Genomic DNA, 25,695 nt, shown 5'->3' on the forward strand with positions numbered 1-25,695 from the left:
ATCAAACCGCCTCCAAACAAAGACGACTGAATCACAATCAGCCAATTTTGCAACGATCTCCACAAGGGGGAGGGATACAGGGTGGGGGTCCCGTTCGCAAAAAATGTTCACATCCGGTGCACTCCCTGTGCAAACACGGTGGACAAACTTCCCGAACGTGACCCCGAAACCCACCCAACCGGAACAGACCATGAATCCCCCGAGTCAGCGATTCGGTCCCGGTTCGTTCGGGACTCGTTCCGGTTGCACGCACACCGGCACTCTGGCGAATGACACCACGACACACTATGTGGGGCCGGCATCCCGCCCGGCCATTCACTTGCGCCCACCGCGATGCTAACCGTTCTCGACGACAGTCGGCCGGAAAGGCCCTATTGATTAGATGAACATCCAGCCCCGCCCGTCGCAGCCCCTGATCCTGTCTGGCCGCGACGTGACCGCGATTCTCGGTCCGACCAACACCGGCAAGACCCATCTGGCGATCGAGCGCATGGTGGCGCACGAGACGGGCGTCATCGGCCTGCCGCTGCGGCTGCTTGCGCGCGAGGTCTATGCGCGCGTTTGCGAGAAGGTCGGCGAGAAGAAGGTCGCGCTCATCACCGGCGAGGAGAAGATCGTGCCGCCCGGCGCGCGCTATTCCGTCTGCACGGTCGAGGCGATGCCGCGCGAGACGGACGCCGCCTTCGTCGCCATCGACGAGGTGCAGCTCGCCGCCGACCTCGAGCGCGGCCACATCTTCACCGACCGCATCCTCCATCTGCGTGGCCGTCAGGAAACGCTTTTGCTCGGCGCCGCCACCATGCGCGGCATCCTGGAAAAGCTCCTGCGCGGCGTCTCGGTCGTCACCCGCCCGCGCATGTCGCATCTGGCCTATGCCGGCTCCAAGAAGCTGACCCGCCTGCCGCGCCGCACGGCCATCGTCGCCTTCTCGACCGACGAGGTCTACGCCATCGCCGAGCTGATCCGCCGCCAGCGCGGCGGCGCCGCCGTCGTCCTCGGTGCGCTCTCGCCGCGCACCCGCAATGCCCAGGTCCAGCTCTACCAGTCCGGCGACGTCGACTATCTGATCGCCACAGACGCGATCGGCATGGGCCTGAATCTCGACGTCGACCACGTCGCCTTTGCCCAGAACCGCAAGTTCGACGGCTTCCAGTATCGCGAACTGACCCCGGCCGAGATGGGCCAGATCGCCGGCCGCGCCGGCCGCCATCTGCGCGACGGCACGTTCGGCGTCACCGGCCAGGTCGATCCCCTGCCCGACGAGCTGGTGGAGCGCGTCGAGGCGCACAATTTCGACAGCGTGAAGGTGCTGCAATGGCGCAGCGCCGAGTTCGACTTTTCCTCGCTCGATGCGCTCAAGCGATCGATCGACGCCGTGCCTCCCGTCGAGGGCCTGACGCGCGCGCTGCCGGCGGTCGACGCCAAGGCGCTCGACTTCCTCTCGCGCGACGCGCGCGTGCGCGATCTGGCGAATTCGCCGACGCGCGTCGCCATGCTGTGGGACGCCTGCGCCCTGCCCGATTATCGCCGCATCGCGCCGGCACAGCACGCCGAGCTCATCGGCTCCATGTTCATCGACCTCGCCACAAAAGGTCATGTCGACGCCGACTACATGGCCGAGCAGGTGCGTCGGGCGGATTCGACCGTCGGCGACATAGACGCGCTTTCGCACCGGATCGCCCAGATCCGCACCTGGACTTTCGTTTCGAACCGGCCGGGCTGGCTTGCAGACCCGGTCCACTGGCAGGAAAAAACACGCGATATCGAGGACAGATTGTCCGATGCGCTTCACGAGCGATTGACGAAACGCTTCGTAGACCGCAGGACATCCGTGCTGATGCGGCGCTTAAGAGAAAACAGTATGCTTGAAGCTGAAATCAATCCGACCGGCGAGGTCCTCGTCGAGGGCCACCATGTGGGCGAGCTCCAGGGCTTCCGCTTCACCGCCGACCAGAAGGCGGAAGGCGAGGACGCCAAGGCCGTTCGCACCGCCGCGCAGAAGGCGCTGGCGACCGAGTTCGAATCGCGTGCCGAGCGCTTTTCCGCATCCGCGAACGGCGATTTCGCGCTGACGGCGGATGGCCTCGTGCGCTGGATCGGCGCGCCCGTCGCCACGCTGACGGCCGGCGACGACGCGCTGCGCCCGCGCGCGATCCTGCTTGCCGACGAGCAGTTGACCGGCCCTGCGCGCGACAAGGTCGCCGCCCGCATCGAGCGCTTCGTCAACTACCAGATCGAGACGGCGCTCAAGCCGCTCTTCGATCTCCAGGCCGCCGAGCAGCTTTCCGGCATGGCGCGCGGCATCGCGTTCCAGCTCGTCGAGAATTTCGGCCTCCTGAACCGCCGCGACGTCGCGGAGGACGTTCGCGGTCTCGACCAAGAAGCCCGCGCCGCGCTGCGCCGCCTTGGCGTACGCTTCGGCGCCTTCCACGTCTTCGTGCCTGCGCTGCTCAAGCCCGGCCCGGCCGGCATCGTCACGCTCCTCTGGGCGCTGAGAAATGACGGCAAGGACAAGCCAGGCTTCGGCGACGTCGTCAACGCGCTCGCCTCGGGCCGCACCTCGGTCGTCGTCGACCAGGCGATCGACAAGGAATTCTACCGCCTCGCCGGCTACCGCAATCTCGGCCGCCGCGCCGTCCGCGTCGACATTCTCGAACGCCTCGCCGACCTGATCCGCCCCGCACTCGGCTGGAAGGCCGGCAGCGGCGCCCGCCCCGAAGGCGCGTTCGACGGCAACGCCTTCCTCGTCACCCCGGCGATGATGTCGATCCTCGGCGCGACGTCAGAAGACATGGACGAGATCCTCAAGGGCCTCGGCTATCGCGGTGAGACCAAGCCCGAGGCGGAGGTGAAGGCAAAGCTCGACACGTTCGACGCCGAGGCGCGCGCCAAGGCCGAAAAGGCTCCCGAGACTCCGGAAGCGGCTCCGGCCGAAAGCGCCGATAGCGCTGAAGCCGTGCCGGAAGACGCACAACCGACCGAGGAACCCGCCACCGAGCCGGTCGCCGAAGTCGTAGCGGAACCGGTGGCCGAAGCGCCTGCCGAGCCCGCAGCCGAATCCCCGGCAGAGCCTGCCGCCGAAACCGTCGCCGAACCTGCGACTGAGCCGGCCGTGCAGGAGCCTGCCGCCGGCGAAGAGCCAGAGGCGCCGAAGACCATCACCATCTGGCGGCAGGGCCGCTTCGAGGGCCGTCCGCGCCGCGAGCAGGGCAACCGCAACGAGCGCGGCAACGCCCGCAATCGCGGCGCCGCTCCGGCCGAGGGCGAAGCCCCCGGCGAAAAGCGCGCCTTCCGCGGCAAGCCGCGCGGCGACGCACCCGGCCGTCCGGAGCGTGGTGCCGGCAACGGCCCGCAGCGCGGCCGCGACGAGAGGCAGCGCGGTGGCAAGCCCGGCGGCAAGCGCGATGGCCAAAGGGACGGCAAGCCGTCCGGCGAGCGGCGCTGGGAAGCCCAGCCTCCGCGCGACGCCAAGCCGGCGAAGCTCGACCCGGATTCGCCCTTCGCCAAGCTTGCCGCGCTCAAGGAGCAGTTGAAGAAATAGATGGAAGGAACCGCCCGCCAGCGGATCGACAAATGGCTGTTCTTCGCCCGCGTGGTGAAGTCCCGTTCGCTGGCGGCGAAGCTCGTCCAGGCCGGCAAGGTCCGGCTGAACCGCGAGAAGATCGACCAGGCGGCGCAGGCCGTGAAGCCCGGCGACGTCCTCACCATCTCGCTCGACCGGCGCATCCTCGTCCTGAAGATCCTGCTTCCCGGCAAGCGCCGCGGCCCCTTCGAGGAGGCCCGCACCCTCTACGAGGACCTCTCGCCATCGCCCGAGGCCAAGGCGGCCGCACCGGCGCCCGTCGCCGAGCGCGATCCGGGGTCCGGCCGGCCGACCAAGCGCGAGCGCCGCGAGATCGACCGTTTCGAAGGCCGGGATTGAACCGGAGAAATTCATTCCTCGGCGGCCGGTGCTGGCGCAACGCCCGACCCTTGTCACGGCGTCCCGAACTCGCTACGTGACCAGCCGACAGACTTTGCAGCGCCTTTGGAAGGCCGGAGCCGGCACGTATGACCTACCTCGTCACCGACAATTGCATCAAGTGCAAGTACATGGACTGCATCGAGGTGTGCCCGGTCGACTGCTTCTACGAAGGCGACAACATGCTCGTCATCCATCCCGACGAGTGCATCGATTGCGGCGTCTGCGAGCCGGAATGCCCGGCCGAGGCGATCAAGCCCGACACCGAGCCGGGGCTCGAGAAATGGCTTGAAATCAACACCGAATACGCCCAGAAGTGGCCGAACATCACGGCCAAGAAGGAGCCGCCGGCGGACGCCAAGGAGTTCGACGGCGAAGAGGGCAAGTTAGAGAAATATTTCTCGGCCGAGCCCGGAACGGGCGACTAAATCTGAGAAGCCGGCCGGCACCGGCGACTGAGTCGCCGCTTCTGCCCGATCTGCGGCATCGCGCCGCAGCCGATGCGAATCACGACGCGCCTTAGCGGCGCTGGCGTTGCCCGCCTAGTGCAAATGGTTGATTCTGTCCACATTTTGTGTTACACAATCACGACATGCCGGTGACAAACGTCGATTCATTGCGCAAGCGCACTAATCACTGAAGGGTGGGACAAAATTCGGACCAGGGCGATCTGGGCCGCGCTTCACCCTTTCAGGTGAGTATGGCTCTATCCTTGGCACCCGTGTCCCACTTTCTTGTCCCGACACCATGCTGGCCGGTTTCACCGGCCGTTTCCGGATGACCGGCCCCTTCAGAGGCCGGTATCGCAACAGGGAGTATCGGGCGTATGGCAACCCAGCAAAAGAAATCCGCGGCGCGTAACGGTTTCAAGACCGGTGAGTTCATCGTCTATCCTGCCCACGGCGTGGGCCAGATCGCGACGATCGAGGAACAGGAAGTCGCGGGCCACAAGCTGGAACTCTTCGTCATCGATTTCCAGAAGGACAAGATGCGCCTGAAGGTGCCGGTCGCCAAGGCCGTCTCCATCGGCATGCGCAAGCTGTCCGAGACCGATTACGTCGACCGTGCGCTCAAGGTCGTCCAGGGCCGCGCCCGCGTGAAGCGCACCATGTGGTCGCGCCGCGCGCAGGAATATGACGCGAAGATCAATTCGGGCGACCTGATTTCGATCTCCGAAGTCGTGCGCGACCTCTACCGCGCCGAAAACCAGCCCGAGCAGTCCTATTCCGAGCGCCAGCTCTACGAAGCGGCCCTCGACCGCATGGCCCGCGAGATCGCCGCCGTCAACCGCGTCTCCGACACGGAAGCCGTGCGCCTGATTGAGGTCAATTTGAACAAGGGTCCCAAGCGCGGCGCCAAGGCCGACAATGAAGAGACCGAGACCGAGCAGGAAGAAGCCGCATAAAGCGCTTCCTACCTCGCATCCCACAAAAGACCCGGCCTCGCGCCGGGTCTTTTTGTTTCTCGCCAGGCGCATGATCACGAAAAGCTGAGGGCGCAGATCGCCGCCCATGACGCTCCGCATGGAACCGCAGCGCAGGCGCCGCGTTTGAAACGTGCGCGCAAAAATTCGTGCGCTGCGTCAATACCGGACGGCAGGCAGGGAGGGTTCATGCTGCTCGATGATCCGAAATTTGGTGCGGCTCGTAGAGATTACAAGACCACGCTGCAACATTGGGAGCGGTCCGGCCATGGAAAGTAGCTCAAGAAGTTCGATGATCCGGGCAGCCATGAAGGCACCCTATCTCGCCCGCGAGGAGGAGCTCGAACTGGCGATCCAGTGGAAAGAGAACCGCGACCAGAACGCGCTCCACAAGATCACCACCGCCCACATGCGCCTCGTCATCTCGATGGCCTCCAAGTTCCGCCATTTCGGCCTGTCGATGAGCGACCTGATCCAGGAAGGCCATGTCGGCCTGCTGGAGGCCGCCGCCCGCTTCGAGCCCGACCGCGAGGTCCGTTTCTCCACCTATGCGACCTGGTGGATCAGGGCGTCGATGCAGGACTATATCCTGCGCAACTGGTCGATCGTGCGCGGCGGCACGTCGTCGGCGCAAAAGGCGCTGTTCTTCAACCTGCGTCGCCTGCGCGCCAAGCTGCAGAGCGGCCCCGAAAACCTTTCCAACGCCGATCTCTACCGCCAGGTCTCCGCCGCGCTGGGCGTCAACGAGGCCGACGTCGCGGTCATGGATGCACGCCTTTCCGGCCCCGACACCTCGCTCAACGCGCCGGTGATGGACGATTCCCCCGGTGGGACGGACCGCATGTCCTTCCTTGTCTCCGACGCGCCCCTGCCCGACGAGGTGGCGACCGAGACGATCGACACGGAGCGCCGCAGCCAGTGGCTGTCGGGCGCACTGTCCGCGCTCAATCCACGCGAGTTGAAGATCATCCGCGAGCGCCGACTGCGCGAAGACGGCGCGACGCTCGAATCGCTCGGCGAACGGCTCGGCATTTCCAAGGAGCGCGTGCGTCAGATCGAAAGCCGCGCGATCGAGAAGCTGCGCACCGCCCTCGTCAACGGCAACCCGCACATGGCCGCCAGCGCTTGATCAATTCCTGATTTAGCGGTCGGAGACGATCTTCACCCGGTCACCGACCGAAAGACTGGCGCCCGGCCCGAGCCCGTTGAGCAACTGGAACAGTTCCATCGGCCGGTCCGTTCCGACCATCCGCCCGGCCATCGAGGCGACATTGTCGCCCGCGCCGACTTGAACCACGCGAATGCGCAGCGGCCGAATCTGCGCCTTTTCAGCATCCGACAGCGTCCGGAAGCTCGCCGCGACCGAACCCGCGACGCTCTGCAGATTGTTGCTCGCCAGCGGCGCGGCGGTCAACAGCCGATACACCTGCCGCCCCGAGCGGATCAGCGTCACGTCGAACTGCCAGCCCTCGGCGCGCGCCTCCGCGTTCACCGCCTCGTTGCCGTTGATCGTCGTCTGCCGCACCGATGCCGGGTCGAGCCCCGCCACCCAGCCGGACTGGACGTAGGCCGTCAGCGACTGGCGCGGCTCCACCGTCACGCCGTCGAAACGCACGGCCATGTCGCCCGGCCCCGCGGCGGTGACGGCGGCGGCTGAATTGTCGATGACGAAGCCCTGCGGCACGTCGAAGGAGATGCCGAGGATCGGATGGACGAAGGACGTGCCGCGCACGAAGCCCTCTTCGGGCGTATCGCCGAACAGCATCCCGTCGACCCCGTCGAGGAACAAATTGCGCTCGCGGTTGCCGACGCCCGGCATGCCGAACTGGCGCGCATGGCGGGTGGCGAGGTCGATGCGCTGCGGCGGATTGGGGTGGCTGGCGAGGAAGTCGAGGCTGCGATTGGCGGATGATTCCACCGTGCGCGATTCCGCATAGGCCGCCATCGACTGCAAAAAGCGCGACGCCGCATAAGGGTCGTACCCGGCGCGACCGATCGACTTGATGCCGATCGCGTCGGCCTCGAGTTCCTGGTTGCGCGAGAACTGCGCAAGCCGCAGCTTGCCGCGGATCAGCGCGACCTGCCCACCCGTGTCGCCGCCGCCCAGAACGTCGGAGACGACGCGCGCGGCGAGCACCTCCTCGGCTTCCTTTTGCTGGCGCTGGATGCCGTGATTGGCCGTCACATGCGCCATCTCGTGCGCGACGACGGCTGCGACTTCCGCCGAATCATTGGCGAGCGCGAGCAGCCCGCGCGTCAAATACAGGAACCCGCCCGGCAGCGCGAAGGCATTGATGTTGGGCGAGTTGAGGATGGTGATCTGGTAGGTCTGGTTCGGGTTGTCCGGATCGAGCGTCAGCGAGCCGACAATGCGCGCGATCGAGCGCTCCAGCTTCGGGTCGGAATATTCGCCGCCATAGGTGGCGAGGATGCGCGGATGCTGCTCGCGCGCGATCGCCGCCATGCGGTCGTCTCGCGTCACGCTGTCGACGGTCACCGGATTGGCGGAGGGGCGGAACGCGTCTTCGTTGAGGGAAGCGGCGTCGAACGCCTGGCAGGAGGTCAGCGCCGTCGCCAGCATCAGCGCGATCGCCAGCCGGCCGAGGCTTTTCGGCCCGGCCTTCATGCCAAAATCAGGTTCGATCGCTCGTGCGGCCAGATCGGCCTCCCCACTCTTCGACGGGACTCGGGCGCATGCGGTGGCGCGATGCCGCGCAGACAACAGAATCCTTGAGGAAAGACAAGTCCCCTTCAGCCTCACCGCTCTGTGCCTCGCGAATGTGGTCTTATGCGGGCGTTTTGCCGTCAAACCGCAGGCAGGCGGCCCGCATAGTCGCGGAAAACGGCCGGCGCTCCGGTTCCGAAGAAGCTTTCGGCGGGCCCGTCCGCCGCAATCGCGCCATCGGCAAGAAAGATGATTCGGCCCGCCAGCGCACGCGCATCCTCCGGCTGGTGGCTGACGAAGACGATCGTCATCCCGGTCTTGGCCGCAAGACCACGCACCAGACCCACCATCTCCGCCCGCAGCGCCGGGCCGAGCGAGGCGAAGGGCTCGTCGAGCAGCAGCAGAGGCCGCCGGCGCACCAGCGCGCGGGCAATCGCGACACGCTGCCGCTCGCCGCCGGAAAGCTCGGACGGCAGCCGTTCTTCCTTGCCCCCGAGCCCGACATCGCCCAGCGCCTCGCCGATGTCCGTCCGGTCGTGCGCCGAGAGTTTCAGCGCAGGCGAGCGCCCGAGTCCGACATTCTGCGCGACGGTCAAATGATGGAAGAGATTGTTCTCCTGAAACACCATCGAGACCGGCCGCTTCGCCGGGTCGAGCCCCGTCACGTCCGCGCCGTCGATCAGGATGCGCCCATCCCGCGGCTCCTCGAAGCCGGCGACAAGGTGCAGCAGCGTCGACTTTCCCGATCCGCTTGCCCCCAGCAGCGCGACGACGCTCCCCGCCGCGATATCGAGATCGAAGCGCATCGCCGCCCCGCCCGGATAGGCAAAACGCACCTTGTCGAGTTGCAACCGCGCGCCCGTCATGTCCGTCTTCGCCCAAACCATTCGGCCGCCAGCATGAGGATCAGCGTCAAAAGCGCAAGCATCAGCGCGATACCCGCCGCATCCGCCGTGCGATAGCTGCCCATCCGCGCCAGCAGGAGATAAGGCAGCGTCTGCACCGCATCCGAACCGAACAGCGCGATGACGCCGAGATCGCCAAGCGACAGCGCCATGGCGAAGGCGAAGGCAGTGCCGAGCGGGCGGCGCATCAGCGGCCAGTCGACGAGCCGCAATCGCGAGAACCCGCTCAGGCCCAGCGAGGCCGACAGCCGATCATAGCGCGCCGCCGCCGCATCATGCTCCGGACGAATGACCCTCAGCGCAAATGGCAGCGCCATGACGGCGTTGACCGCCACCACCATCGGCGCCGCCAGCGCCAGCACGTTGCCCGATTGTCGCAGAAGGATGAACCACCCCGCCCCGACGACGATCGGCGGCACGACAAGCACGAAACCCGCGCCCGTATCCATCGCCCGTTCCAGCATCCCGGCCGACCCGCCGCGCCGCGCCGCTTCCATGCGCTGGCGCGCCCGCACGAGCGAGACGGCGAGAAGCAGCGTCCCGCAGGCGGCAAGCGCGGAAAGCTGCAGGCTGGTCATGGTCGCCGCATGAACGGCCGGATCGCCCGCAAGCCGCATCAAATCCGCCCGCAGCCCGGAAATCACGATCGCCGCCATCGGCGCCGCGACGAACAACAGGGCGAGAATGATCGGAACCCCGTCGGCACCCCCCCCGGCCCAGCCGCGCTGCACCGGGCGCCGAGCGGCAATTCCGATCGTCGCATCCGCCACCAGATTGCCGCCCACCCTGCGCAGCGCGAGCACCGCGGCAAGCGTCAGCGCGACCTGCACCGCCACCAGCGCCACCGCCCGCGCCGGGTCGAAATCGAACCGCAGCGCCTGGTAGATTGCGACCTCCAGCGTCGTCGCACGCGGCCCGCCGCCAAGGATCAGGACGATGGTGAACGACGTCACGCACAGCATGAAGACCAGCCCCGTCACACCGGCAAGGCTCGCGCGCAGCACCGGCCATTCGACGAAGCGAAACGTCGCCCACGGCCCGAACCCGAGTTGGCTCGCCAGCCGCCAGCGGTCGTTCGGCACGGTTTCGAGCGCCTGCAGGAGCAGCCGCGTCGCCAGCGGCAGGTTGAAGAAGGCATGCGCGACCAGGATGCCGGACAGTCCATAAATCCCCTGCCACCGCGCGCCCGTCAGCGCGGAGAGCGGCTCGGCCAGCAACCCCGCTCGCCCGAGAAGCGCCAGCACGCCCAACGCCGCGACGATGGCCGGCAGCGCAAGCGGCACGGCGAAGAGCGCCAAAATCAACCGCCTTCCGATGAAATCCGGCCGCCGCGCAAGTGCCCGCGCAACGAAGATGGCAGGGATGACGGAAACGAGCGTCGACAGCGCGGCCTGCCAGAGCGTGAACCGCGCGACGCGCAACAGATAGGGATCGAACGCACCGACCGCGCCGGAAAAATCTCGTCCCGCTTCGACGATGAGGCCGACGAACGCGCCCCCGACGAGGATCGCGATAGCGACGAGGGCGAGAATGCCGGGAAAAAGGCGCGAAGTCATTTCGTTCCGGCAATGTAACGCCCTACGTTGCCCCCCTCTGACCTGCCGGCCATCTCCCCCGCAAGGGGGGAGATCACGCACATCAAAGCCCGCGCGAACGGCTTTTCAGGACGAGCAGGACGCCAACGAGAATGATCTCCCCCCTCGCGGGGGAGATGCCCGGCAGGGCAGAGGGGGGCGCGAAGGAGGTGCCTCATCAAGCAAAGCGTCCGTATGGCACACACGCCCACCCCTACCTGCTCATCACCCCCAACCACTCATCCACCCACGCGCTGCGCTTCCCCGCAATCTCCTCCGCCGGCAATTGCAGCGCGTCCTCCGGCGCCACCGCATCCTCGAACACCGGGTTCAGCGGCTCCGAAGTCGGCCCGGCGGGAAACATCCAGTTGTGCTCCGGAATCGCATCCTGGAACCCCGGCCCCGTCATGAACGCCAAAAACTCCTTCGTCAGCGGGTTCTCCGCCCCCTTCACCGTCGCCGCCGCAACCTCCACCTGCAGATAATGCCCTTCCTCGAAGATCGCCGCCTGATAGCGGTCGGTGCGCTCGGCGATCTGGTGATACGCAGGCGACGTCGTATAGGAGAGCACCATCGGCGCTTCGCCGGAGGTGAAGAGCCCGTAGGCCTCGCTCCAGCCGGGCGTCACGGTCAGCACACGTGCCGACAATTTCTCCCACGCCGCCTCGGCCTCATCGCCATAGACCGCCTTCATCCAGAGCAGCAGGCCGAGGCCCGGCGTCGATGTGCGCGGGTCCTGGATGACGATCTTCTGCTCCGGATCGCCATCGACGAGTTCGGCAAGGCTGGCCGGCGGCGTGTCGATCGCCTCGGTGTCATAGACGAAGGCGAAATAGCCATAGTCGAACGGCACGAACATGTCGTCCGTCCAGCCGCCCGGCACCGAGACGTTCTCCAGCGAAATGCCATGCGGTGCGAACAGCCCGCTTTCCCGCGCCTCATGCGTCAAATTCGTGTCGAGCCCCATCACGATGTCGGCCTCGGTTCCTTCGCCCTCGAGCTTCAGCCGGTTCAACAGCGCGACGCCGTCTGCGGCGGAGACGAAATTCACCGTGCAGCCGCACTCGGCCTCGAATGCGGACTTGACCAGCGGCCCCGGTCCCCATTCGGCGGTGAAGCTCTCATACGTATAGACCGTTAGTGTCTCCTGCGCGGTTGCGGGCAGCGAGATCGCCATGGCGATGGCCAGAACGGGAATGGATTTCATCATGCACCTTCCTTTCAAACATGGGTTGAAGGACAGGCGCTAAAATGGTTCGCGTCTAATCCCTCCGCCGGTACAAACCGGATCAGGTTCTGCGGGTTGGCATTCGCCTCTCAGCCGCATCGCGCGGCACCCCGTTAGAGTGCTTCAACACATAGAATGAGCGACCATCGGGCGCAAGATGCCCGCCTTGGCCGGTAACCATTTCCCGCTTCGATGGCTTTTCCGATCATTCAATCGATTGGAGCACTTGGCGCGGCATTCCGTTTGTCCGACCCATCTGCTATGCGCCATCCCAATCATTTCATCAGGAGAATATGCAAGATGACGGAACGTCTCGAAGACATCGCGCTCGCCATGGTGGCAGACGGCAAGGGCATCCTGGCCGCCGACGAAAGCTCCGGCACGATCAAGAAGCGTTTCGATGCGATCGGCGTGGAGTCGACCGAAGACAGCCGTCGCGACTATCGCGAGCTGATGTTCCGCGCCGACGACGCGATGAAGAACCACATCTCCGGCGTCATCCTCTATGACGAGACGATCCGCCAGAAGGCCGCCGACGGCACCCCGCTCGTCGACATCATCAAGGCTGCCGGCGCCATTCCCGGCATCAAGGTCGATGCCGGCGCCAAGCCGCTCGCCGGCTTCCCGGGCGACACCATCACCGAGGGCCTCGACGGCCTGCGCGAACGCCTCGCCGACTACTACAAGCTCGGCGCACGCTTCGCCAAATGGCGCGCCGTGATCGACATCGACGAGAACGAGAACGTCCCGTCGGCAACCGCCATCGACGCCAACTGCCACGCGCTCGCCCGCTACGCCGCACTTTGCCAGGAAGCCGGCATCGTGCCGATCGTCGAGCCGGAAGTGCTGATGGACGGCACGCACGACATCGACACCTGCTACGAGGTCACCAAGGTCACGCTGCTGCAGCTCTTCTCCGAGCTCTACGCCGCCGACGTCAACCTCGCCGGCACGATCCTCAAGCCGAACATGGTCATTCCCGGCAAGAAGTCCGGCACCAAGGCTTCGCCCGAGGAGGTCGCCGAGAAGACGCTGAAGGTCTTCCGCGAAACCGTCCCCGTCGCCGTTCCCGGCATCGCCTTCCTTTCCGGCGGCCAGTCCGACGAGGAAGCGACCGCCAACCTCAACGCCATGAACGCCGCCGGCCCGCTGCCGTGGAAGCTCACCTTCTCCTACGGCCGCGCCCTCCAGGCCGCCCCGCAGAAGGCCTGGGCCGGCAAAAAGGACAACGTCACTGCGGCCCAGAATGCCTTCGCCCACCGCGCCCGCATGAACGGGCTCGCCGCGCAGGGCAAGTGGTCGCCCGACCTCGAAAAGCAGGGCTGATCGCCAGCGCCTGTCCAGCTTGGGTCCTCTCCCCTTTTGAGGGGGAGAGGTGGCGCGCGAAGCGCGACGGAGTGGGGGCGCGGCGCGGCAATGGACAAAGTGCCGCTTTTTCTTTCCGCCCCCGCGCTTTTATATACGCGCCATGCCCAGCCTTCTCCCCCTCCTCACCTGGCTCGCCTTCCCCGTCTATGTCTGGCAGGGACTCACCGTGCGCCGTCGCATCGTCCGCATGCTGCCGGCTGAAGGCCCGGTCATCCACCACATCGAAGGCACCGGCGAACCCATCAACCTCCTCGTCCTCGGCGATTCATCCGCTGCATCCGTCGGCGTCGAATCCTCCGAACGCGGCCTTGCCGCCCGCATCGCCCACCGCGCGCATGAGGCGACCGGACGGCCGGTCGTCTGGCGCGCCGCCGGCTTCAACTCCGCCACCGCCGGGCGCCTGCGCGACCATGTCGTGCCCAACATGGACCCCGGCCACTGGACGCATCTGGTGCTCACCGTCGGCTCCAACGACGCCAAGAACTTCCACACCGGCGCCCGCTTCAACCGCGAATTCGGCACGCTCCTTTACGCGCTCAGGGCGAAATGGCCCGAGGCGCGCGTCGTCTGGTCGCCGGTCGTCGAAATGTCGCTGATGCCGGCCCTGCCGCCGGCGCTTGGCCGCATCCTCGAAATCCGCGCCGGGCTCATCAACTATTGGGGCCATCGCCTGTGCCTGGAACGCGGCGCCGTGCCCGCCACACGCCTGCCGATCGACGACCCCGTCGCCGGCTTCTCGCTCGACGGCTTCCACGCATCGGAAGCCGGCTACGACCGCTGGGCCGAGCACCTGCTCCCGCTGCTTCTCGATACCCGCATCACCGAAGCCTAACTTGGCCTGATCAATACGGTCAGCATCATCACCGCGATCGCCGCCACCGCGATCTTCCAGAAGTCGCCGCGCCTCTTCAGCCCCGGCAGGCCGAGCGGCTTGATGACCTGAACCACCATGGCGGCGATGAACAGGAACGCCACCACTTTCGTTTGCATCTCGGCTCCTCGCGATTCGACGCCCCCCTCATAGCAGCCCGTCCGACTTTTGCCGAACTGGACACGCCGCGCCTCTCCCGGCTACCAATTCGGGGCCAAGGGAGGAACCGCATGTCGCGCTATCATCAGGTCTACGAATTCTGGAAATCCGACCCGGAAGCCTTCTGGCGCGACGCGGCCAAACTCGTCGACTGGACCCGCGAGCCGCAGAAGATATTCGACCCGTCCGCCGGCATTTACGGCCGCTGGTTCCCCGACGCCGAATGCAACACCTGCTACAACGCCGTCGACCGCCACGTCGAGCGCGGCCGGGCCGACCAGCTCGCTTTGATCCACGACAGCGCCATCACCGGCACGTCGCGCAAATTCACCTATGCCGAGTTCAAGGCCGAGATCGTCGCCCTCGCCGCCGTCTTGTCTGACAACGGCATCGGCAAGGGCGACGTCGTCATCATCTACATGCCGATGGTCGCCGAAGCCGCCATCGCCATGCTCGCCTGCGCCCGCCTCGGCGCGGTCCATTCGGTCGTCTTCGGCGGCTTTGCCGCGCGCGAGCTCGCCACCCGCATCGACGATGCCAAGCCGAAAGCCATCATCACCGCCTCCTGCGGGCTGGAGCCCGGCCGCACGATCGCCTACCAGCCCCTCTATGACGGCGCGATCGACATCGCGAAGCACAAGGTCGAGACCGTCATCGTCCTGCAGCGCGAGCAGCAACCCGCCGCCCTCACCCCCGGCCGCGACATCGACTACGCGTCCACTGTGGCCAAAGCCAAGTCCGACGCCCGCGACGTCCCGTGCGTCACCGTCAAGGCCACCGACCCGCTCTACATCCTCTACACCTCCGGCACGACCGGCCAGCCCAAGGGCGTGCTGCGCGACAATGGCGGCCATCTGGTCGTGCTCGCCTGGTCGATGGAAAACGAGTTCGGCATCCAGCCGGGCGAGGCGTTCTGGGCGGCGTCGGATGTCGGCTGGGTCGTCGGCCATTCCTACATCGTCTACGCCCCGCTCATCCATGGCTGCACCACGATCCTGTTCGAGGGCAAGCCCGTCGGCACGCCCGATGCGGGCACCTATTGGCGCGTGATTTCCGACCATAAGGTCGTCGCCCTCTTCACCGCCCCCACCGCCTTCCGCGCAATCAAGGGGCAGGACCCGAAGGGCGAGTTCATCAGGAAATACGACCTGACGAAATTCCGAACCCTGTTCCTGGCCGGCGAGCGCGCCGATCCCGAAACGATCAAATGGGCGGAAAACCAGCTCGAAAAGCCCGTCATCGACCATTGGTGGCAGACGGAAACCGGCGCGCCGATCACGCAGAACCCGGTCGGCATCGGCGCGCTGCCGGTCAAGTACGGCTCGCCCGGCGTGCCCATGCCCGGCTGGCAGATGGAAATCCTCGACGATTCCGGCCACCCCGTCCCGCGCGGCACGCTCGGCAACGTGGTGGCGAAGCTGCCCCTGCCCCCCGGCAGCCTGCCGACGCTCTGGCACGCCGACGAGCGCTTCAAAAGCGCCTATCTCGCCGAGTTCCCCGGCTACTACAAGACGGCCGACGCCGGCATCATCGACGAGGACGGCTACCTCTTCATCATGGCCCGCACCGACGACATCATCAACGTCGCCGGCCACCGCCTCTCGACCGGCGCGATGGAGGAGGTCCTGTCCGAACACCCCGACGTCGCCGAATGCGCCGTCATCGGGATAGTCGACCAGATGAAGGGTCAGGTGCCATGCGGCTTCATCGTCCTCAACGCCGGCGTCGACCGCCCGGCCGCCGAAATCGAACGCGAAATCATCGCCCTCGTCCGCAACCGCATCGGCGCCATAGCCGCCCTCAAGACCGTCGTCCCGGTCAAACGCCTGCCCAAGACCCGCTCCGGCAAAATCCTGCGCGCGACGATGCAGAAGATCGTGGACAGGGAGGCGTGGACGATGCCGGCGACGATTGATGATCCGGCGATCTTGGAGGAGGTGACAGAGGCGTTAAGGACGCGGGGGGTGATCGGGTAAGATCAAAAAAGACTTAAGCGAGGCAATCAGTCGTCATTACAGGCTCTCAAGCACTAATGAACACAACCTCAGATTCTTTCGAATTGCCTCGGTTTCTCCCTTCTGAGACTTGTCCAATCGCCCCTCCGGCACGCTGTCCTTCATCAACATAACTGTATCTTTGAGACTAACAACTGTTGCTTTATCCAGCTGATCTGCCTTGCTATCAAGCAACTCAAGTAAATGCACTGCGGATCTAAGCGGGTGAACGACCGGCGCACTCTTGTCTTTAATTAGCGTTTCAATATTTTTTGCTGCAGTCAACAATTCGCGCTTGTTCACACTCGATTTCGATCGAGCGTTTTTCATAAAAACGAGTCGTATTTGCTGATCTATTATCTGGTTTTTTGAGTATTCTTGCCCCCTTTTAGAAGCAAGTCCTATAGCGGTGCTCAGATAAGTCTCGGCGCTCGTGAGATCGTCGACCTCCATACGCGCCATCGCATACTGCAACCAGAATTGGTCATTGTCGCGTATTCTTGGAACTTTTGAGAGCCGTTGATATACGGCATTGATTGCAATATCGCCTAAGGCGGGGCGAGAGAATAAGCGCGTCAAAAATCGATAGCGCATCAACTCCTTAAGATTTTCTCGTGCGTCATACCCTCCTCGTGGGTCGTTCGCGCTGTATGCCGTTTCCCGAACAATTTTGGTATAAACTTCAACGATCTGATCGACCTCAAAATCATAATTGTTGAATATGTATGATGCCAGCTCGGTGGAGGTAAATTCATACCAACTATGACGTCCACTCATAAAATCCCCTACGGGGGACGAAAGAACAGCCGTCCTCAGCTCTGCATTATCAATATCCAACCAATCCACAATACGCAGCCAGTCCACATGATTCTGACAGATCGAGTTAATCAGAATTGCGATAAACGCCTTCGAATGTTGTGGGCTCTTTGTAAGAAAGAAGCTAACGATTTCGTCAATTTTTTTACTTAAGCGCGACTCGCGAAATAGCGACAGAACAATGGATCTGTTTTCCGCGCCACATTGCGTTTGCAGAAATCGTATTCGATCCACTGAACTTTCTTCAATTCTCCCTTCCCAAAAGCCCCATCGCTCCAGCAGACGATCCCAGTTGGCCAGTTCAGCCGTGTCGAGACCGTTCAAATCGATCTCTCGATAAGCGCCACCCATATCGTCAATGATACTTGCGTAACTTGCTTCATCGAAGTTTTGGCCAGACGCACAGACTAACATGCTAGTGCTCGGCAACCGCTTTCCGATATACCTTACGACCTTGCGGAACCGAACTAGACTGTCGATTATGAACATCCGCTTTGAAGGCGAAGCCAATAAGACGTCAAGCTCGGCGAAAATTTCGGGCAACTGCGTTTCAATAGAAAAAATCTCAAAGCCGCGTGCATGGCCCTCGAATATCATCTGATTCAAAAATACGGATTTTCCATTTCCGAGATCAGATGTTACAAGAAATCGGTTGACCTTGGCGTTGAATATCGCCTCGATATGGCGCGACCGAACAATGCAATACTCTGGTGTTAAATTAGATTGTCGCTGTTGATTTGCGAAAGCGCTATAGTCAAAATCGCCCGAAAGCAACAATCCGTCTACATCGCTGCTTTCAACTTCTGATTTGGCGGCAACGGGTTCCCGTCTATTTACGAAATTCAGATTTTTCTCATCCCGTCGCAGGGCAGATATGTTTTTTGCGTCCGGGAGGCGCGCGGCAAACCCGTCGACACCTATAGGATAGGGGGTACCAAATTTTTTCAGACGACTCAGCGTAACCATTGTTTCCGATGAACCGCAAATAACGACGGACTTTTCTCTCATGCCGTCTATCGCGAAAAGACGGGTTGCAATTTCGGCATCTCTCAGTGAATAGCCTATGAACACAATGGTACTTGCGCAGTGTATTTCATTCTCAAAGGCCGAATACAGATTGCGATTCTGATTTCGAATCTCGAGATAATTTGATTCTGAAAGCACAATTTGTGGATCGTCTACACCATCTAAAAAATCCGACGCTCGACCGTGAAGATAATACAGCGGACGACGATCCGAGCGCAAATTTCTAACGTCAAAGACTGGTGTAACGACAAGCGGGCCGTGCCCCTTCAAGGCTCTCTCTGCAACGTCATCAAAGTTTGTTGTAAATACCGCGCGCCATGGCATGTTCATCACGCGATAATGCGCATCGCTGGGTATGCAAGCGGTCAACCGATTGATGAGATGGATCACCAGCCGCTGCTTCAGTACTGGGTCATCATTACAGAATTCGGCGAGATCGGTAAGTTGCGCAGTCTTTTCATTCTGCAAACCAGGAAACTCACAAATCTCTGCGCAAAGATCTGCAACACTAGGAACAAGCTTTCCTTGAGCATCAGTCGCTCCCCAAGAAAATCCGGCCCCGACGAAACATATGGCTGAACCGCCGCTAATGTCGTTAATCGCCTCTTCTAAAGCATCTTCAGACATGAGTCCCCCACGTTTCGTTCAAATAGAGACGGGTCACGATCCGCCGTCAATAGGCGAAGTACAACCGGAGCCAATCCACACAAATCTTATCCCCCTCCCCACAACCTCCCCTACAATCCCTCCCATCGCTCTGACGGGAACCGGTCCGGACCGGGATTTGGCAGGGCGGCGGTGGCCTCCCCCTGTGGCGTGGTAAACCACAGGCACGTGAGGGCGCGGGACAGGTCGGCGTGGGCGGCGGGCAATGCCTTCGAGGCAGAAGCGCAAAATCCATGCGGGAAAAGCCGCGGGCGCACCTTGTCAAAGGCGCGTCTGTGACCGGCCGAAGGCGCGACAGACACTGGGCGACGGTCTGCGGATCGCGTTACATTTAGAAATCAGGAAGCGAGACGCAGACCGCCGCCTTCCCGACTTTCTCCTTTGCATGATCCGGCCGATACGGCGCGGTGCCGATGACGCTTGGCTGCCGCGCCTTTTCCCCTTCTCCCCCACCCGCTATAACGCCCCAAAGAAGAAGGATGACGACATGGCACTGGACGGAAAGACGGCGATCGTGACGGGGGCGGCGGGCGGCATCGGCTATGCGATCGCGGAGCGTTTCCTGCGCGAGGGCGCCCGCGTGATGTTCGCCGACATCGACGTCGAGAAGGGCGAGCGCGCCGAGGCCGATCTGCAAAAGCTCGGCGATGCGCGCTTCGTGAAGGCCGACGTGTCGAAGCGGCTCGACGTCCACAACATGGTCGCCGCCACCATCGACGCCTTCGGCGACATCGACGTCCTCGTCAACAATGCCGGCATCGTCCACGGCGCGGAGTTCCTGGAGATTTCCGAGGAGGATTTCGACCGCGTCCTCGCCGTCAACCTGAAGGGCTCGTTCCTGGCGGGGCAGGCGGTCGCCCGCTTCATGGTCGACAAGGTCAATGACGGCAAGCCGGCAGGCAGCATCGTCAACATGTCGTCGATCAACGCCGTCTTCGCGCTGCCCAACCAGGTGCCCTATTCGATCTCCAAGGGCGGCGTGATGCAGTTGACCAAGGTCATGGCGCTGGCGCTCGCGCCCTACGGCATCCGCGTCAACGCCATCGGGCCGGGCTCGATCATGACCGACATGCTGTCGGCCGTGAATGCCGACCCGGCGGCCAAGAACCGCATCCTGTCGCGCACGCCCATGGGCCGCATCGGCGAGCCGTCCGAAATCGCCTCCGTCGCCGCCTTCCTCGCCTCCGACGACGCCTCCTACATCACCGGCCAGACCATCTACGCCGATGGCGGGCGGCTGCCGTTGAACTACACGGTTCCCGTGAAGTAGCTGACAGCTCCTGACACTATGCTGTCAGGAGCCTGGGCGCATGATGGTCCCTCAACGCTCTGCGAGAGGGACCGACATGAGCCATCATCTGCCAAAGAATGCCGCCGTCTGGTTCGAAATCCCGGTCACCGACATGGCGAGGGCGAAAGCCTTCTACGCCACCGTCACCGGCCACGAGCTGGAAGACCAGGAAGGCGCGCCGAACCCGATGGCGAATTTTCCCGTCGCCAACATGCGCGAGGGCGTCGCGGGCCACATCTATCCCGGCAGGCCCGCCGCCCCCGGCACCGGCCCCACCATCCATCTCGCGGTCTTGGACCTCGAAGCCGCGATGGAGCGCGTCGCGTCGAATGGCGGACAGGTCGTCTCGCCCGTGATATCCATACCGGCCGGCCGCTTTTGCTATTGCCTCGATCCCGACGGCAACAGCTTCGGCCTGTTCAGTTGAGGATAAGCCCCGATGCGGCGCGCCGACCGGCTGTTCCAGATCGTGCAATATCTCCGCGGCGGCCGCCTCGTCACCGCGCACATGCTGGCCGAGCGGCTGGAAGTGTCCGACCGCACCATCTACCGCGACATCGCCGACCTCCAGTCGACCGGCGTGCCGATCGATGGCGAGGCGGGCGTCGGCTACATCCTGCGGGAAGGCTTCGACCTTCCCCCGCTGATGTTCACGCGTGACGAGATCGTCGCCCTCGTCGCCGGCGCGCGCATGGTGCGCGCCTTCGGCGGCGCGGCGATGGCGCGCGCGGCCGAGGAGGCGCTGGTCAAGATTTCGGCCGTCCTGCCCGACACTGAGCGCGCCCGCATCGACCGCACCGAAATCCACATGCCGCTCTGGGTCGTCTCGGAGGAAGAGCGCCGGACGATCGACACGCTGGAGCGTGCGGTCGAAGCGCGCCATGTCCTGAAGATCGACTATCGCGACGAGGCCGGCGCCTCGTCCTGCCGCGACATCCGCCCGCTTGGCCTGTGGTTCTGGGGCAAGGTGTGGACCGTCGTCGGCTGGTGCGAACTGCGCGGAGACTTCCGCGCGTTTCGCATCGACCGCATCGCCTCCATCACCTGCGACGGCCGCGTCTTCAAGCATGAGCGCGGCAAGCAGCTCGCCGATTTCTACCGCCAGATGGAGCGCGACGAAGCCGCGCGCGACTGGGCGCATCGACGCTCGCAAAACGCGCCGTGAGCACCTATCTCTTGATCGAAACGATCTGATCTGGAGCAAGGCGCATGAAATCGGGACCCGTTGCATTCCTCTTGTGGCTGTTGGGCCTCGTCGGCTTCTGCGGCCTCCACCGCTTCTACACCGGCCGCATCTGGACCGGCATCCTGTGGCTCCTGACGCTCGGCCTCCTCGGCATCGGCCAGATCATCGACCTCTTCCTGCTGCCCTCGATGGTCCGCGAAGCCAACCTCGAACACCGCGTCGAGACGATGGAGGCGGGGCGGGTTCGGTAGGACTTTTCCTGCAACGATCCCGTGCCTTTGTCGTTGGGTTTTCAAACCGCTCCAACGAAGAAAGGACAGTGATGGCCCTCAATCGGAAACAGGAAGAGCGCGCGCTCGACAAGGACGAGCGCGAACTGGTGGCGAAGTCGCATCATCCCGCCTTGCAGGACCTTGGCGACAAGGAGCTGACCTCGCTGGTCAAGCTCCTTCGCGAGCGGCGCGACAAGGCGAGCGGCGAGGTGCAGCGGCGTCGGCGCGAGATGCGCGGCAAGGCAGCGCCCAAAGGTGCCGAGCCGGCCGCCTCCGCATCCGGCAACAAGGCCAAGCTCGAAGTTCTCGCGACCGCGATGCGGCGGCTGAATTCCGAAGCCGCCCGGCGCGAGCGCATGGCATCGCAGGTCTCGCAGGCCGAATTGTCGCAAAAGGCGCTCAAGCTGAAGAAGAAGGCCGATGGCGACGACGCGCCCGCCAACACGCGCCACGCCCACAAGGGCATGCGCAAGGCGGCGTCGGACCGGCGCCAGAACCTGGTGCGGCCGATGGAACTCGGCCGCCAGCGCAAAGCCGGCGCCGTGGCGCAGGCCAAACGCGACTCGAAATAGTCTCCCCAAACGAAAAAGGGCGCCGCGCGGCGCCCTTTTTGCATGTCGTGACGATGCCGCTCAATAGCGGTTGTCGTCCTCGTCTTCTTCGGGCTGCGTCGACTTCAGCGACGACAGCTTGGCGAAAACGGCATCGGCATCGAGTTCCTGGTCGTCGCGATCCTCGCCCACGTCGAGCGATTCCGTGTCGCGCGCCGGAAGCAGGGTGCCGCCGACGGGTTCGGGCGCCGGCATGCCGCGCGAGGCCTTTTGCACTTCGAGGTCGAGATCGATCTGCGAGCAAAGGCCAAGCGTCACCGGGTCCATCGGCACAAGATTGGCCGCGTTCCAGTGCTTGCGCTCGCGGATCTGCTCGATGGTCGACTTGGTCGTGCCGACGAGGCGCGAAATCTGCGCGTCCTTCAGTTCGGGATGGTTGCGCACCAGCCAGAGGATCGCGTTGGGACGATCCTGGCGCTTGGACACCGGCGTGTAGCGCGGCGTGCGGCGCTTGGATTCGGGAACGCGCACCTTCGGCTCGGCAAGCTTCAGGCGATAGTTGGAATCGGCCTCGCCCTTGGCGATCTCCTCGCGCGAAAGCTGGCCGGTGATGACCGGGTCGAGACCCTTGATGCCCTGCGCCGCTTCGCCATCCGCGATCGCCTTCACTTCGAGCGGATGCAGCGTGCAGAAATGCGCGATCTGGTCGAAGGACAAGGCGGTGTTGTCGACCAGCCAGACGGCGGTGGCCTTGGGCATGAGAAGCGTGTTGGCCATGAGATAAATCCTTCCTGTTCGCCCGCGGTCCCTGCCGCGGGCGGTGGGCAGAGCCACCAATATGGGAAAATCAGGGTTGCATATAAACGCATTTGCGCCCGATCGCAACGCATCGCCGGCGAGGGCACCGATATTGTAAGGTGCGGCGCCAACCCTCTACCAATAGTCAGGACATTGGCGAACGGGAGATGAAATGAGCGGACTTCTCGCGCTTCTCGACGACGTCGCTGCCCTCGCCAAACTTGCCGCCGCCCATGTCGATGACGTCGCCGCGCAGGCCGGACGCGTCAGCGTCAAGGTCGCAGGATCGGTGATCGACGATACGGCCAAGGCCGGCGCAAAATCGCTCGGCGTCGTCATCGACGATACGGCCGTGACGCCGAAGTACGTCCAGCATCTGCCGGCAGCGCGCGAACTGCCGATCGTCTGGAAGATCGCGCGGGGATCGATCTTCAACAAGCTGGTCATCTTGTTGCCTCTCGCACTGCTGCTCGACAATTTCGCGCCATGGCTGATGACGCCGCTCCTGATGCTGGGAGGCGCCTATCTGTGTTTCGAGGGCGCCGAGAAGGTCGCGCATCTCTTCATGGGCCACGAGGACGGCGCGCATGACGAGCCGCACGCGCTCGACGCAGCACGGCTGGAAGAAGAGAGAGTTGCGGGGGCGATCAAGACCGATTTCATCTTGTCGGCCGAGATCATGACCATCGCGCTCGCGGCGATCGAGGCGCAGGGCGTGCTGACGCGGGGCATCGTGCTCGCGCTGGTCGCCATCGGCATCACGGCGCTGGTCTATGGGGCGGTCGCATTGCTGGTGAAGATGGATGATGCCGGGCTGAAGCTTGCCCAGATCGGACGCCTCTCGGCAACGCGCGCCTTCGGCCGATGGCTGGTGAAGGCGATGCCGGGGATCATGACAGCGATATCCACGATCGGAACCGCAGCGATGCTGTGGGTGGGCGGCCAGATCGTCACCCACGGGCTCGAGGTGCTGGGTTTCGGCGGGATCGCCCATGTCATCGAGACGGCAGCGACCGGCGCTGCCCATTTGGTTGGCCTGGCCGACGCGGCGGTGGAGTGGATAGTCGTCGCCGCGTTCGACGGAGTGTTCGGACTGGCACTCGGCCTCGTCCTTTTGCCTATCGTCGGCCGGGTCTTCGTTCCGGCGTTTGCGGCCTTGCGCGGGAAGGGCTGAGCCCCTCCCGCGATCTTCCGTTGGTCAGTCCGCCGACGCGACCAGATCCTCGCTGATCGCATGGTTGACGACGAGCGCGCTTCCATCGCGCACATTGTCGTGAAGATGGATGATGTCCTGGTTGATCAGGCGGATGCAGCCCGACGAGATCGCCTTGCCGATCGACCAGGGCTGATGCGTTCCGTGGACGCGATAGATCGTGTCGCGTCCGCCCTGATGGATATAGAGCGCGCGTGCGCCCATCGGGTTCGTCGCACTCGGGTCCATGCCGCCATTGGCGATCGAATAAGGCTTAAGCTCGGGCTGCCGTTCGACCATCGAATCCGGCGGCGTCCAACGCGGCCAGATGCGCTTGTAGGCGATCACCGCGCGCCCCTCCCAGGAAAAGCCCTGCCGGCCGACGCCGATCCCGTAACGCATGGCGCGGCCATTGGGGCGAACGTGGTAGAGGTATTTCTCGCCTGTCTCGACGACCAGCGTTCCTGGCGTCTCGTCGCTCTGATAGTCGACTTCCTGACGCCACCAGCGCGGCTCCATCTGCGCCACGTCGACGGCCGGAACCTCGAACTGTTCGTCGGGAAGTGCGTCGTACATCAGCGGGCGCACCGGCGGCACGGGTTCGGCCGCGGGGGCCGGAGTCGCGACCTGCGGCCCGGGCGAGGATACGCAGCCCGAAAGCAGGAGAGAGCCGGCGCCCAGCATGAAGGAGCGACGGCCGACGCCTCCGGTCAAGCCGGAAGCGCGAGTATGGATGGTCATGATTGCCTCGAAGGAAGGAAGTAAAGTTCAGCGTGTCAGGCGACCGATGAAATCGGATGCACGCGACGGGTGCGCGCGCGCCTTCGTCCGTCTGCACGATGCTTGAAGGGATTCAGGCGAGATGGGCCGCCAGCTTCGGGGGCCGGTCGATCCCGGCCGGCCGCAGCGGCAGATCGAGCCTGGTTGCGCCGGCGGCAAATTCGGCGCTGCCGCTACCGGCAGGCAGCGTGATGCCGGTCTCGAGGATCGCGACGAGGCCGTAGCAAGGCGGAGCGATGATGCCGTCATGCGGCAGCGCGTCGGGCGCGCTCGCCTGCATGGAGACGGCGATCGGGTGAAGACAGGCACGACCCTGGCTGTCCAGCCAGCCGCCCGCCTGTGCCGGCGCGACAAGCGCGAGGCAGAAGGCGAGGATCACGAGAAGGGGCCGCATGCAGATCATGCCGGTGCCGATAGGGACCGAAAGTGGCGAGAATGGTTCGCCGCCGCCTTCGGACACGATCGTCCGGTTCGATGTCGGGCCGGCGATGACACGCAAGTTGATGCCGCTTTGCGGATGCCGGCTGGATGTTGGCGCGGATATTCTCTAAAGGGAGGCCTCACTCTCACAAGAAAGCCAGCTTTGTCGATCTCCAAGCACCAGAATTTCCAGGACCGCCGCGCTGCGGCTGATGCCGCCAAGAAGGAACTGCTCGAAAAGTTCAAGGCGCGTCCGGCGTCCGATTCGCCCGAAATGCTCGCCAAGCAAGCCGAGCGCGCGCGCATCGCCGCCGAGCGTGAAAAGCGCGCCGCCGAACGCGAACAGGCACGACGCGAAAAGGCCGAGCGCCTGCAGCGCGAGGAAGAAGCGCGCAAGGCCGCCGCCGAAGAAGCGGCGAATGCCGACCGTCTCGCCAAGGAAGAGGCCGACAAGGCCCGCATCGAGCAGGTCATGCAGTACGAGGCGGAGCGCAAGGCAGCGCGCGACGCCCGTTACGCTGCGCGCAAGGCGCGCAAGTAAGCTGACCC

General features: G+C 64.2%; 25 protein-coding genes and 1 riboswitch. Of the genes, 16 read left to right on the top strand and 9 right to left on the bottom strand.

Features of this window, described 5'->3' with window-relative positions; all coding sequences use genetic code 11:
• Positions 1–382: 382 nt before the first annotated feature.
• The 5 genes from ACT6QU_RS09955 (at position 383) to ACT6QU_RS09975 (ending at position 6,513) form a co-directional block, all read left to right on the top strand.
• Positions 383–3,541, top strand: coding sequence for a helicase-related protein (locus ACT6QU_RS09955; protein ID WP_444836605.1), 3,159 nt, complete (start codon positions 383–385; stop codon positions 3,539–3,541).
• Positions 3,542–3,922 (top strand): RNA-binding S4 domain-containing protein, encoded by a 381-nt coding sequence (locus ACT6QU_RS09960; RefSeq protein WP_444565969.1) that lies wholly within the window; start codon positions 3,542–3,544, stop codon positions 3,920–3,922.
• Positions 3,923–4,050: 128 nt separating this feature from the next.
• Entirely contained in the window at positions 4,051–4,389 is a 339-nt protein-coding gene (gene fdxA / locus ACT6QU_RS09965; RefSeq protein WP_444565970.1) for a ferredoxin FdxA, read from the top strand.
• 398 nt (positions 4,390–4,787) lie between these two features.
• Positions 4,788–5,366 carry a CarD family transcriptional regulator gene (locus ACT6QU_RS09970; RefSeq protein WP_024587270.1) on the top strand — a complete coding sequence of 193 codons (579 nt, stop codon included), beginning with the start codon at positions 4,788–4,790 and terminating at the stop codon, positions 5,364–5,366.
• A gap of 286 nt (positions 5,367–5,652) precedes the next feature.
• Complete coding sequence (locus ACT6QU_RS09975; protein ID WP_444565971.1) at positions 5,653–6,513, top strand: RNA polymerase factor sigma-32; 861 nt, start codon at positions 5,653–5,655, stop codon at positions 6,511–6,513.
• A gap of 12 nt (positions 6,514–6,525) precedes the next feature.
• Here the strand turns inward: ACT6QU_RS09975 and ACT6QU_RS09980 are convergent, their stop codons facing one another.
• The 4 genes from ACT6QU_RS09980 to thiB form a co-directional block, all read right to left on the bottom strand.
• Positions 6,526–8,010, bottom strand: a complete 1,485-nt coding sequence (locus tag ACT6QU_RS09980; RefSeq protein ID WP_444565972.1) for a M48 family metalloprotease — start codon at positions 8,008–8,010, stop codon at positions 6,526–6,528.
• A gap of 179 nt (positions 8,011–8,189) precedes the next feature.
• Complete coding sequence (gene thiQ, locus ACT6QU_RS09985; protein WP_444565973.1) at positions 8,190–8,936, bottom strand: thiamine ABC transporter ATP-binding protein; 747 nt, start codon at positions 8,934–8,936, stop codon at positions 8,190–8,192.
• Positions 8,912–10,510 (bottom strand): thiamine/thiamine pyrophosphate ABC transporter permease, encoded by a 1,599-nt coding sequence (gene thiP / locus ACT6QU_RS09990; RefSeq protein ID WP_444565974.1) that lies wholly within the window; start codon positions 10,508–10,510, stop codon positions 8,912–8,914. The genes thiQ and thiP overlap by 25 nt, the downstream gene beginning before the upstream one ends.
• A 232-nt stretch (positions 10,511–10,742) precedes the next feature.
• Positions 10,743–11,738, bottom strand: a complete 996-nt coding sequence (gene thiB / locus ACT6QU_RS09995; protein WP_444836875.1) for a thiamine ABC transporter substrate binding subunit — start codon at positions 11,736–11,738, stop codon at positions 10,743–10,745.
• Between the two features lie 39 nt (positions 11,739–11,777).
• Positions 11,778–11,879, bottom strand: a riboswitch (TPP riboswitch).
• A gap of 177 nt (positions 11,880–12,056) precedes the next feature.
• On the opposite strand from thiB, the gene ACT6QU_RS10000 reads away from it, so the two are divergent.
• Positions 12,057–13,082: a class I fructose-bisphosphate aldolase gene (locus tag ACT6QU_RS10000; RefSeq protein ID WP_444565609.1), complete on the top strand. Its 1,026-nt coding sequence runs from the start codon at positions 12,057–12,059 to the stop codon at positions 13,080–13,082.
• 142 nt (positions 13,083–13,224) lie between these two features.
• Positions 13,225–13,956, top strand: a complete 732-nt coding sequence (locus tag ACT6QU_RS10005) for an SGNH/GDSL hydrolase family protein (protein ID WP_444565610.1) — start codon at positions 13,225–13,227, stop codon at positions 13,954–13,956.
• Here ACT6QU_RS10005 and ACT6QU_RS10010 read toward each other — a convergent pair.
• Positions 13,953–14,114 carry a hypothetical protein gene (locus ACT6QU_RS10010; RefSeq protein WP_444565611.1) on the bottom strand — a complete coding sequence of 54 codons (162 nt, stop codon included), beginning with the start codon at positions 14,112–14,114 and terminating at the stop codon, positions 13,953–13,955. The genes ACT6QU_RS10005 and ACT6QU_RS10010 overlap by 4 nt on opposite strands.
• A 111-nt stretch (positions 14,115–14,225) precedes the next feature.
• Between ACT6QU_RS10010 and ACT6QU_RS10015 the strand changes: the two genes are divergently transcribed.
• Positions 14,226–16,130, top strand: a complete 1,905-nt coding sequence (locus ACT6QU_RS10015) for a propionyl-CoA synthetase (protein ID WP_444565612.1) — start codon at positions 14,226–14,228, stop codon at positions 16,128–16,130.
• A 36-nt stretch (positions 16,131–16,166) separates the two neighbouring features.
• Here ACT6QU_RS10015 and ACT6QU_RS10020 read toward each other — a convergent pair whose 3' ends face one another.
• Positions 16,167–18,617: an SIR2 family NAD-dependent protein deacylase gene (locus ACT6QU_RS10020; RefSeq protein ID WP_444565613.1), complete on the bottom strand. Its 2,451-nt coding sequence runs from the start codon at positions 18,615–18,617 to the stop codon at positions 16,167–16,169.
• Positions 18,618–19,143: 526 nt separating this feature from the next.
• On the opposite strand from ACT6QU_RS10020, the gene ACT6QU_RS10025 reads away from it, so the two are divergent.
• The 5 genes from ACT6QU_RS10025 to ACT6QU_RS10045 all read left to right on the top strand — a co-directional run bounded on the left by ACT6QU_RS10025 (position 19,144) and on the right by ACT6QU_RS10045 (position 21,977).
• On the top strand, positions 19,144–19,926 hold the full coding sequence (locus tag ACT6QU_RS10025; protein ID WP_444565614.1) for an SDR family NAD(P)-dependent oxidoreductase: 783 nt from the start codon (positions 19,144–19,146) through the stop codon (positions 19,924–19,926).
• Between the two features lie 76 nt (positions 19,927–20,002).
• Entirely contained in the window at positions 20,003–20,374 is a 372-nt protein-coding gene (locus ACT6QU_RS10030) for a VOC family protein (protein ID WP_444565615.1), read from the top strand.
• A gap of 12 nt (positions 20,375–20,386) precedes the next feature.
• On the top strand, positions 20,387–21,112 hold the full coding sequence (locus tag ACT6QU_RS10035; RefSeq protein ID WP_444836606.1) for a helix-turn-helix transcriptional regulator: 726 nt from the start codon (positions 20,387–20,389) through the stop codon (positions 21,110–21,112).
• A gap of 44 nt (positions 21,113–21,156) precedes the next feature.
• Positions 21,157–21,384 (top strand): NINE protein, encoded by a 228-nt coding sequence (locus ACT6QU_RS10040; protein WP_024587286.1) that lies wholly within the window; start codon positions 21,157–21,159, stop codon positions 21,382–21,384.
• 71 nt (positions 21,385–21,455) lie between these two features.
• The gene (locus tag ACT6QU_RS10045; protein WP_024587287.1) at positions 21,456–21,977 is read left to right on the top strand and encodes a hypothetical protein; all 522 of its coding nucleotides are present in this window, start codon (positions 21,456–21,458) and stop codon (positions 21,975–21,977) included.
• A 60-nt stretch (positions 21,978–22,037) separates the two neighbouring features.
• On the opposite strand, the gene ACT6QU_RS10050 is transcribed toward ACT6QU_RS10045, so the two are convergent.
• Complete coding sequence (locus ACT6QU_RS10050; protein WP_444565617.1) at positions 22,038–22,733, bottom strand: DUF1013 domain-containing protein; 696 nt, start codon at positions 22,731–22,733, stop codon at positions 22,038–22,040.
• Between the two features lie 193 nt (positions 22,734–22,926).
• Between ACT6QU_RS10050 and ACT6QU_RS10055 the strand changes: the two genes are divergently transcribed.
• A complete protein-coding gene (locus tag ACT6QU_RS10055) occupies positions 22,927–23,928 on the top strand; it encodes a DUF808 domain-containing protein (RefSeq protein ID WP_444565618.1) in 1,002 nt (333 codons plus the stop codon).
• A gap of 24 nt (positions 23,929–23,952) precedes the next feature.
• Here the strand turns inward: ACT6QU_RS10055 and ACT6QU_RS10060 are convergent, their stop codons facing one another.
• Both ACT6QU_RS10060 and ACT6QU_RS10065 read right to left on the bottom strand, forming a co-directional pair.
• Positions 23,953–24,687: a L,D-transpeptidase gene (locus ACT6QU_RS10060; RefSeq protein WP_444565619.1), complete on the bottom strand. Its 735-nt coding sequence runs from the start codon at positions 24,685–24,687 to the stop codon at positions 23,953–23,955.
• Positions 24,688–24,799: 112 nt separating this feature from the next.
• A complete protein-coding gene (locus ACT6QU_RS10065; protein ID WP_444565620.1) occupies positions 24,800–25,120 on the bottom strand; it encodes a hypothetical protein in 321 nt (106 codons plus the stop codon).
• Here ACT6QU_RS10065 and ACT6QU_RS10070 point away from each other — a divergent pair.
• Both ACT6QU_RS10070 and ACT6QU_RS10075 read left to right on the top strand, forming a co-directional pair.
• On the top strand, positions 25,119–25,277 hold the full coding sequence (locus ACT6QU_RS10070) for a hypothetical protein (protein ID WP_444565621.1): 159 nt from the start codon (positions 25,119–25,121) through the stop codon (positions 25,275–25,277). The genes ACT6QU_RS10065 and ACT6QU_RS10070 overlap by 2 nt on opposite strands.
• 32 nt (positions 25,278–25,309) lie before the next feature.
• On the top strand, positions 25,310–25,687 hold the full coding sequence (locus ACT6QU_RS10075) for a DUF6481 family protein (RefSeq protein WP_024587292.1): 378 nt from the start codon (positions 25,310–25,312) through the stop codon (positions 25,685–25,687).
• The last annotated feature ends 8 nt before the right edge of the window (positions 25,688–25,695 follow it).

This window comes from Aliihoeflea sp. (assembly GCF_052435475.1).
GTDB lineage: Bacteria > Pseudomonadota > Alphaproteobacteria > Rhizobiales > Rhizobiaceae > Aliihoeflea.

What these genes read in the sequence shown, in the direction of transcription:
- ACT6QU_RS09955 (WP_444836605.1), top strand. Translation starts at nt 383, where the DNA reads ATGAACATCCAGCCCCGCCCGTCGCAGCCCCTGATCCTGTCTGGCCGC.
- ACT6QU_RS09960 (WP_444565969.1), top strand. Translation starts at nt 3,542, where the DNA reads ATGGAAGGAACCGCCCGCCAGCGGATCGACAAATGGCTGTTCTTCGCC.
- fdxA (WP_444565970.1), top strand. Translation starts at nt 4,051, where the DNA reads ATGACCTACCTCGTCACCGACAATTGCATCAAGTGCAAGTACATGGAC.
- ACT6QU_RS09970 (WP_024587270.1), top strand. Translation starts at nt 4,788, where the DNA reads ATGGCAACCCAGCAAAAGAAATCCGCGGCGCGTAACGGTTTCAAGACC.
- ACT6QU_RS09975 (WP_444565971.1), top strand. Translation starts at nt 5,653, where the DNA reads ATGGAAAGTAGCTCAAGAAGTTCGATGATCCGGGCAGCCATGAAGGCA.
- ACT6QU_RS09980 (WP_444565972.1), bottom strand. Translation starts at nt 8,010, where the DNA reads ATGAAGGCCGGGCCGAAAAGCCTCGGCCGGCTGGCGATCGCGCTGATG.
- thiQ (WP_444565973.1), bottom strand. Translation starts at nt 8,936, where the DNA reads ATGGTTTGGGCGAAGACGGACATGACGGGCGCGCGGTTGCAACTCGAC.
- thiP (WP_444565974.1), bottom strand. Translation starts at nt 10,510, where the DNA reads ATGACTTCGCGCCTTTTTCCCGGCATTCTCGCCCTCGTCGCTATCGCG.
- thiB (WP_444836875.1), bottom strand. Translation starts at nt 11,738, where the DNA reads ATGATGAAATCCATTCCCGTTCTGGCCATCGCCATGGCGATCTCGCTG.
- ACT6QU_RS10000 (WP_444565609.1), top strand. Translation starts at nt 12,057, where the DNA reads ATGACGGAACGTCTCGAAGACATCGCGCTCGCCATGGTGGCAGACGGC.
- ACT6QU_RS10005 (WP_444565610.1), top strand. Translation starts at nt 13,225, where the DNA reads ATGCCCAGCCTTCTCCCCCTCCTCACCTGGCTCGCCTTCCCCGTCTAT.
- ACT6QU_RS10010 (WP_444565611.1), bottom strand. Translation starts at nt 14,114, where the DNA reads ATGCAAACGAAAGTGGTGGCGTTCCTGTTCATCGCCGCCATGGTGGTT.
- ACT6QU_RS10015 (WP_444565612.1), top strand. Translation starts at nt 14,226, where the DNA reads ATGTCGCGCTATCATCAGGTCTACGAATTCTGGAAATCCGACCCGGAA.
- ACT6QU_RS10020 (WP_444565613.1), bottom strand. Translation starts at nt 18,617, where the DNA reads ATGTCTGAAGATGCTTTAGAAGAGGCGATTAACGACATTAGCGGCGGT.
- ACT6QU_RS10025 (WP_444565614.1), top strand. Translation starts at nt 19,144, where the DNA reads ATGGCACTGGACGGAAAGACGGCGATCGTGACGGGGGCGGCGGGCGGC.
- ACT6QU_RS10030 (WP_444565615.1), top strand. Translation starts at nt 20,003, where the DNA reads ATGAGCCATCATCTGCCAAAGAATGCCGCCGTCTGGTTCGAAATCCCG.
- ACT6QU_RS10035 (WP_444836606.1), top strand. Translation starts at nt 20,387, where the DNA reads ATGCGGCGCGCCGACCGGCTGTTCCAGATCGTGCAATATCTCCGCGGC.
- ACT6QU_RS10040 (WP_024587286.1), top strand. Translation starts at nt 21,157, where the DNA reads ATGAAATCGGGACCCGTTGCATTCCTCTTGTGGCTGTTGGGCCTCGTC.
- ACT6QU_RS10045 (WP_024587287.1), top strand. Translation starts at nt 21,456, where the DNA reads ATGGCCCTCAATCGGAAACAGGAAGAGCGCGCGCTCGACAAGGACGAG.
- ACT6QU_RS10050 (WP_444565617.1), bottom strand. Translation starts at nt 22,733, where the DNA reads ATGGCCAACACGCTTCTCATGCCCAAGGCCACCGCCGTCTGGCTGGTC.
- ACT6QU_RS10055 (WP_444565618.1), top strand. Translation starts at nt 22,927, where the DNA reads ATGAGCGGACTTCTCGCGCTTCTCGACGACGTCGCTGCCCTCGCCAAA.
- ACT6QU_RS10060 (WP_444565619.1), bottom strand. Translation starts at nt 24,687, where the DNA reads ATGACCATCCATACTCGCGCTTCCGGCTTGACCGGAGGCGTCGGCCGT.
- ACT6QU_RS10070 (WP_444565621.1), top strand. Translation starts at nt 25,119, where the DNA reads ATGCAGATCATGCCGGTGCCGATAGGGACCGAAAGTGGCGAGAATGGT.
- ACT6QU_RS10065 (WP_444565620.1), bottom strand. Translation starts at nt 25,120, where the DNA reads ATGCGGCCCCTTCTCGTGATCCTCGCCTTCTGCCTCGCGCTTGTCGCG.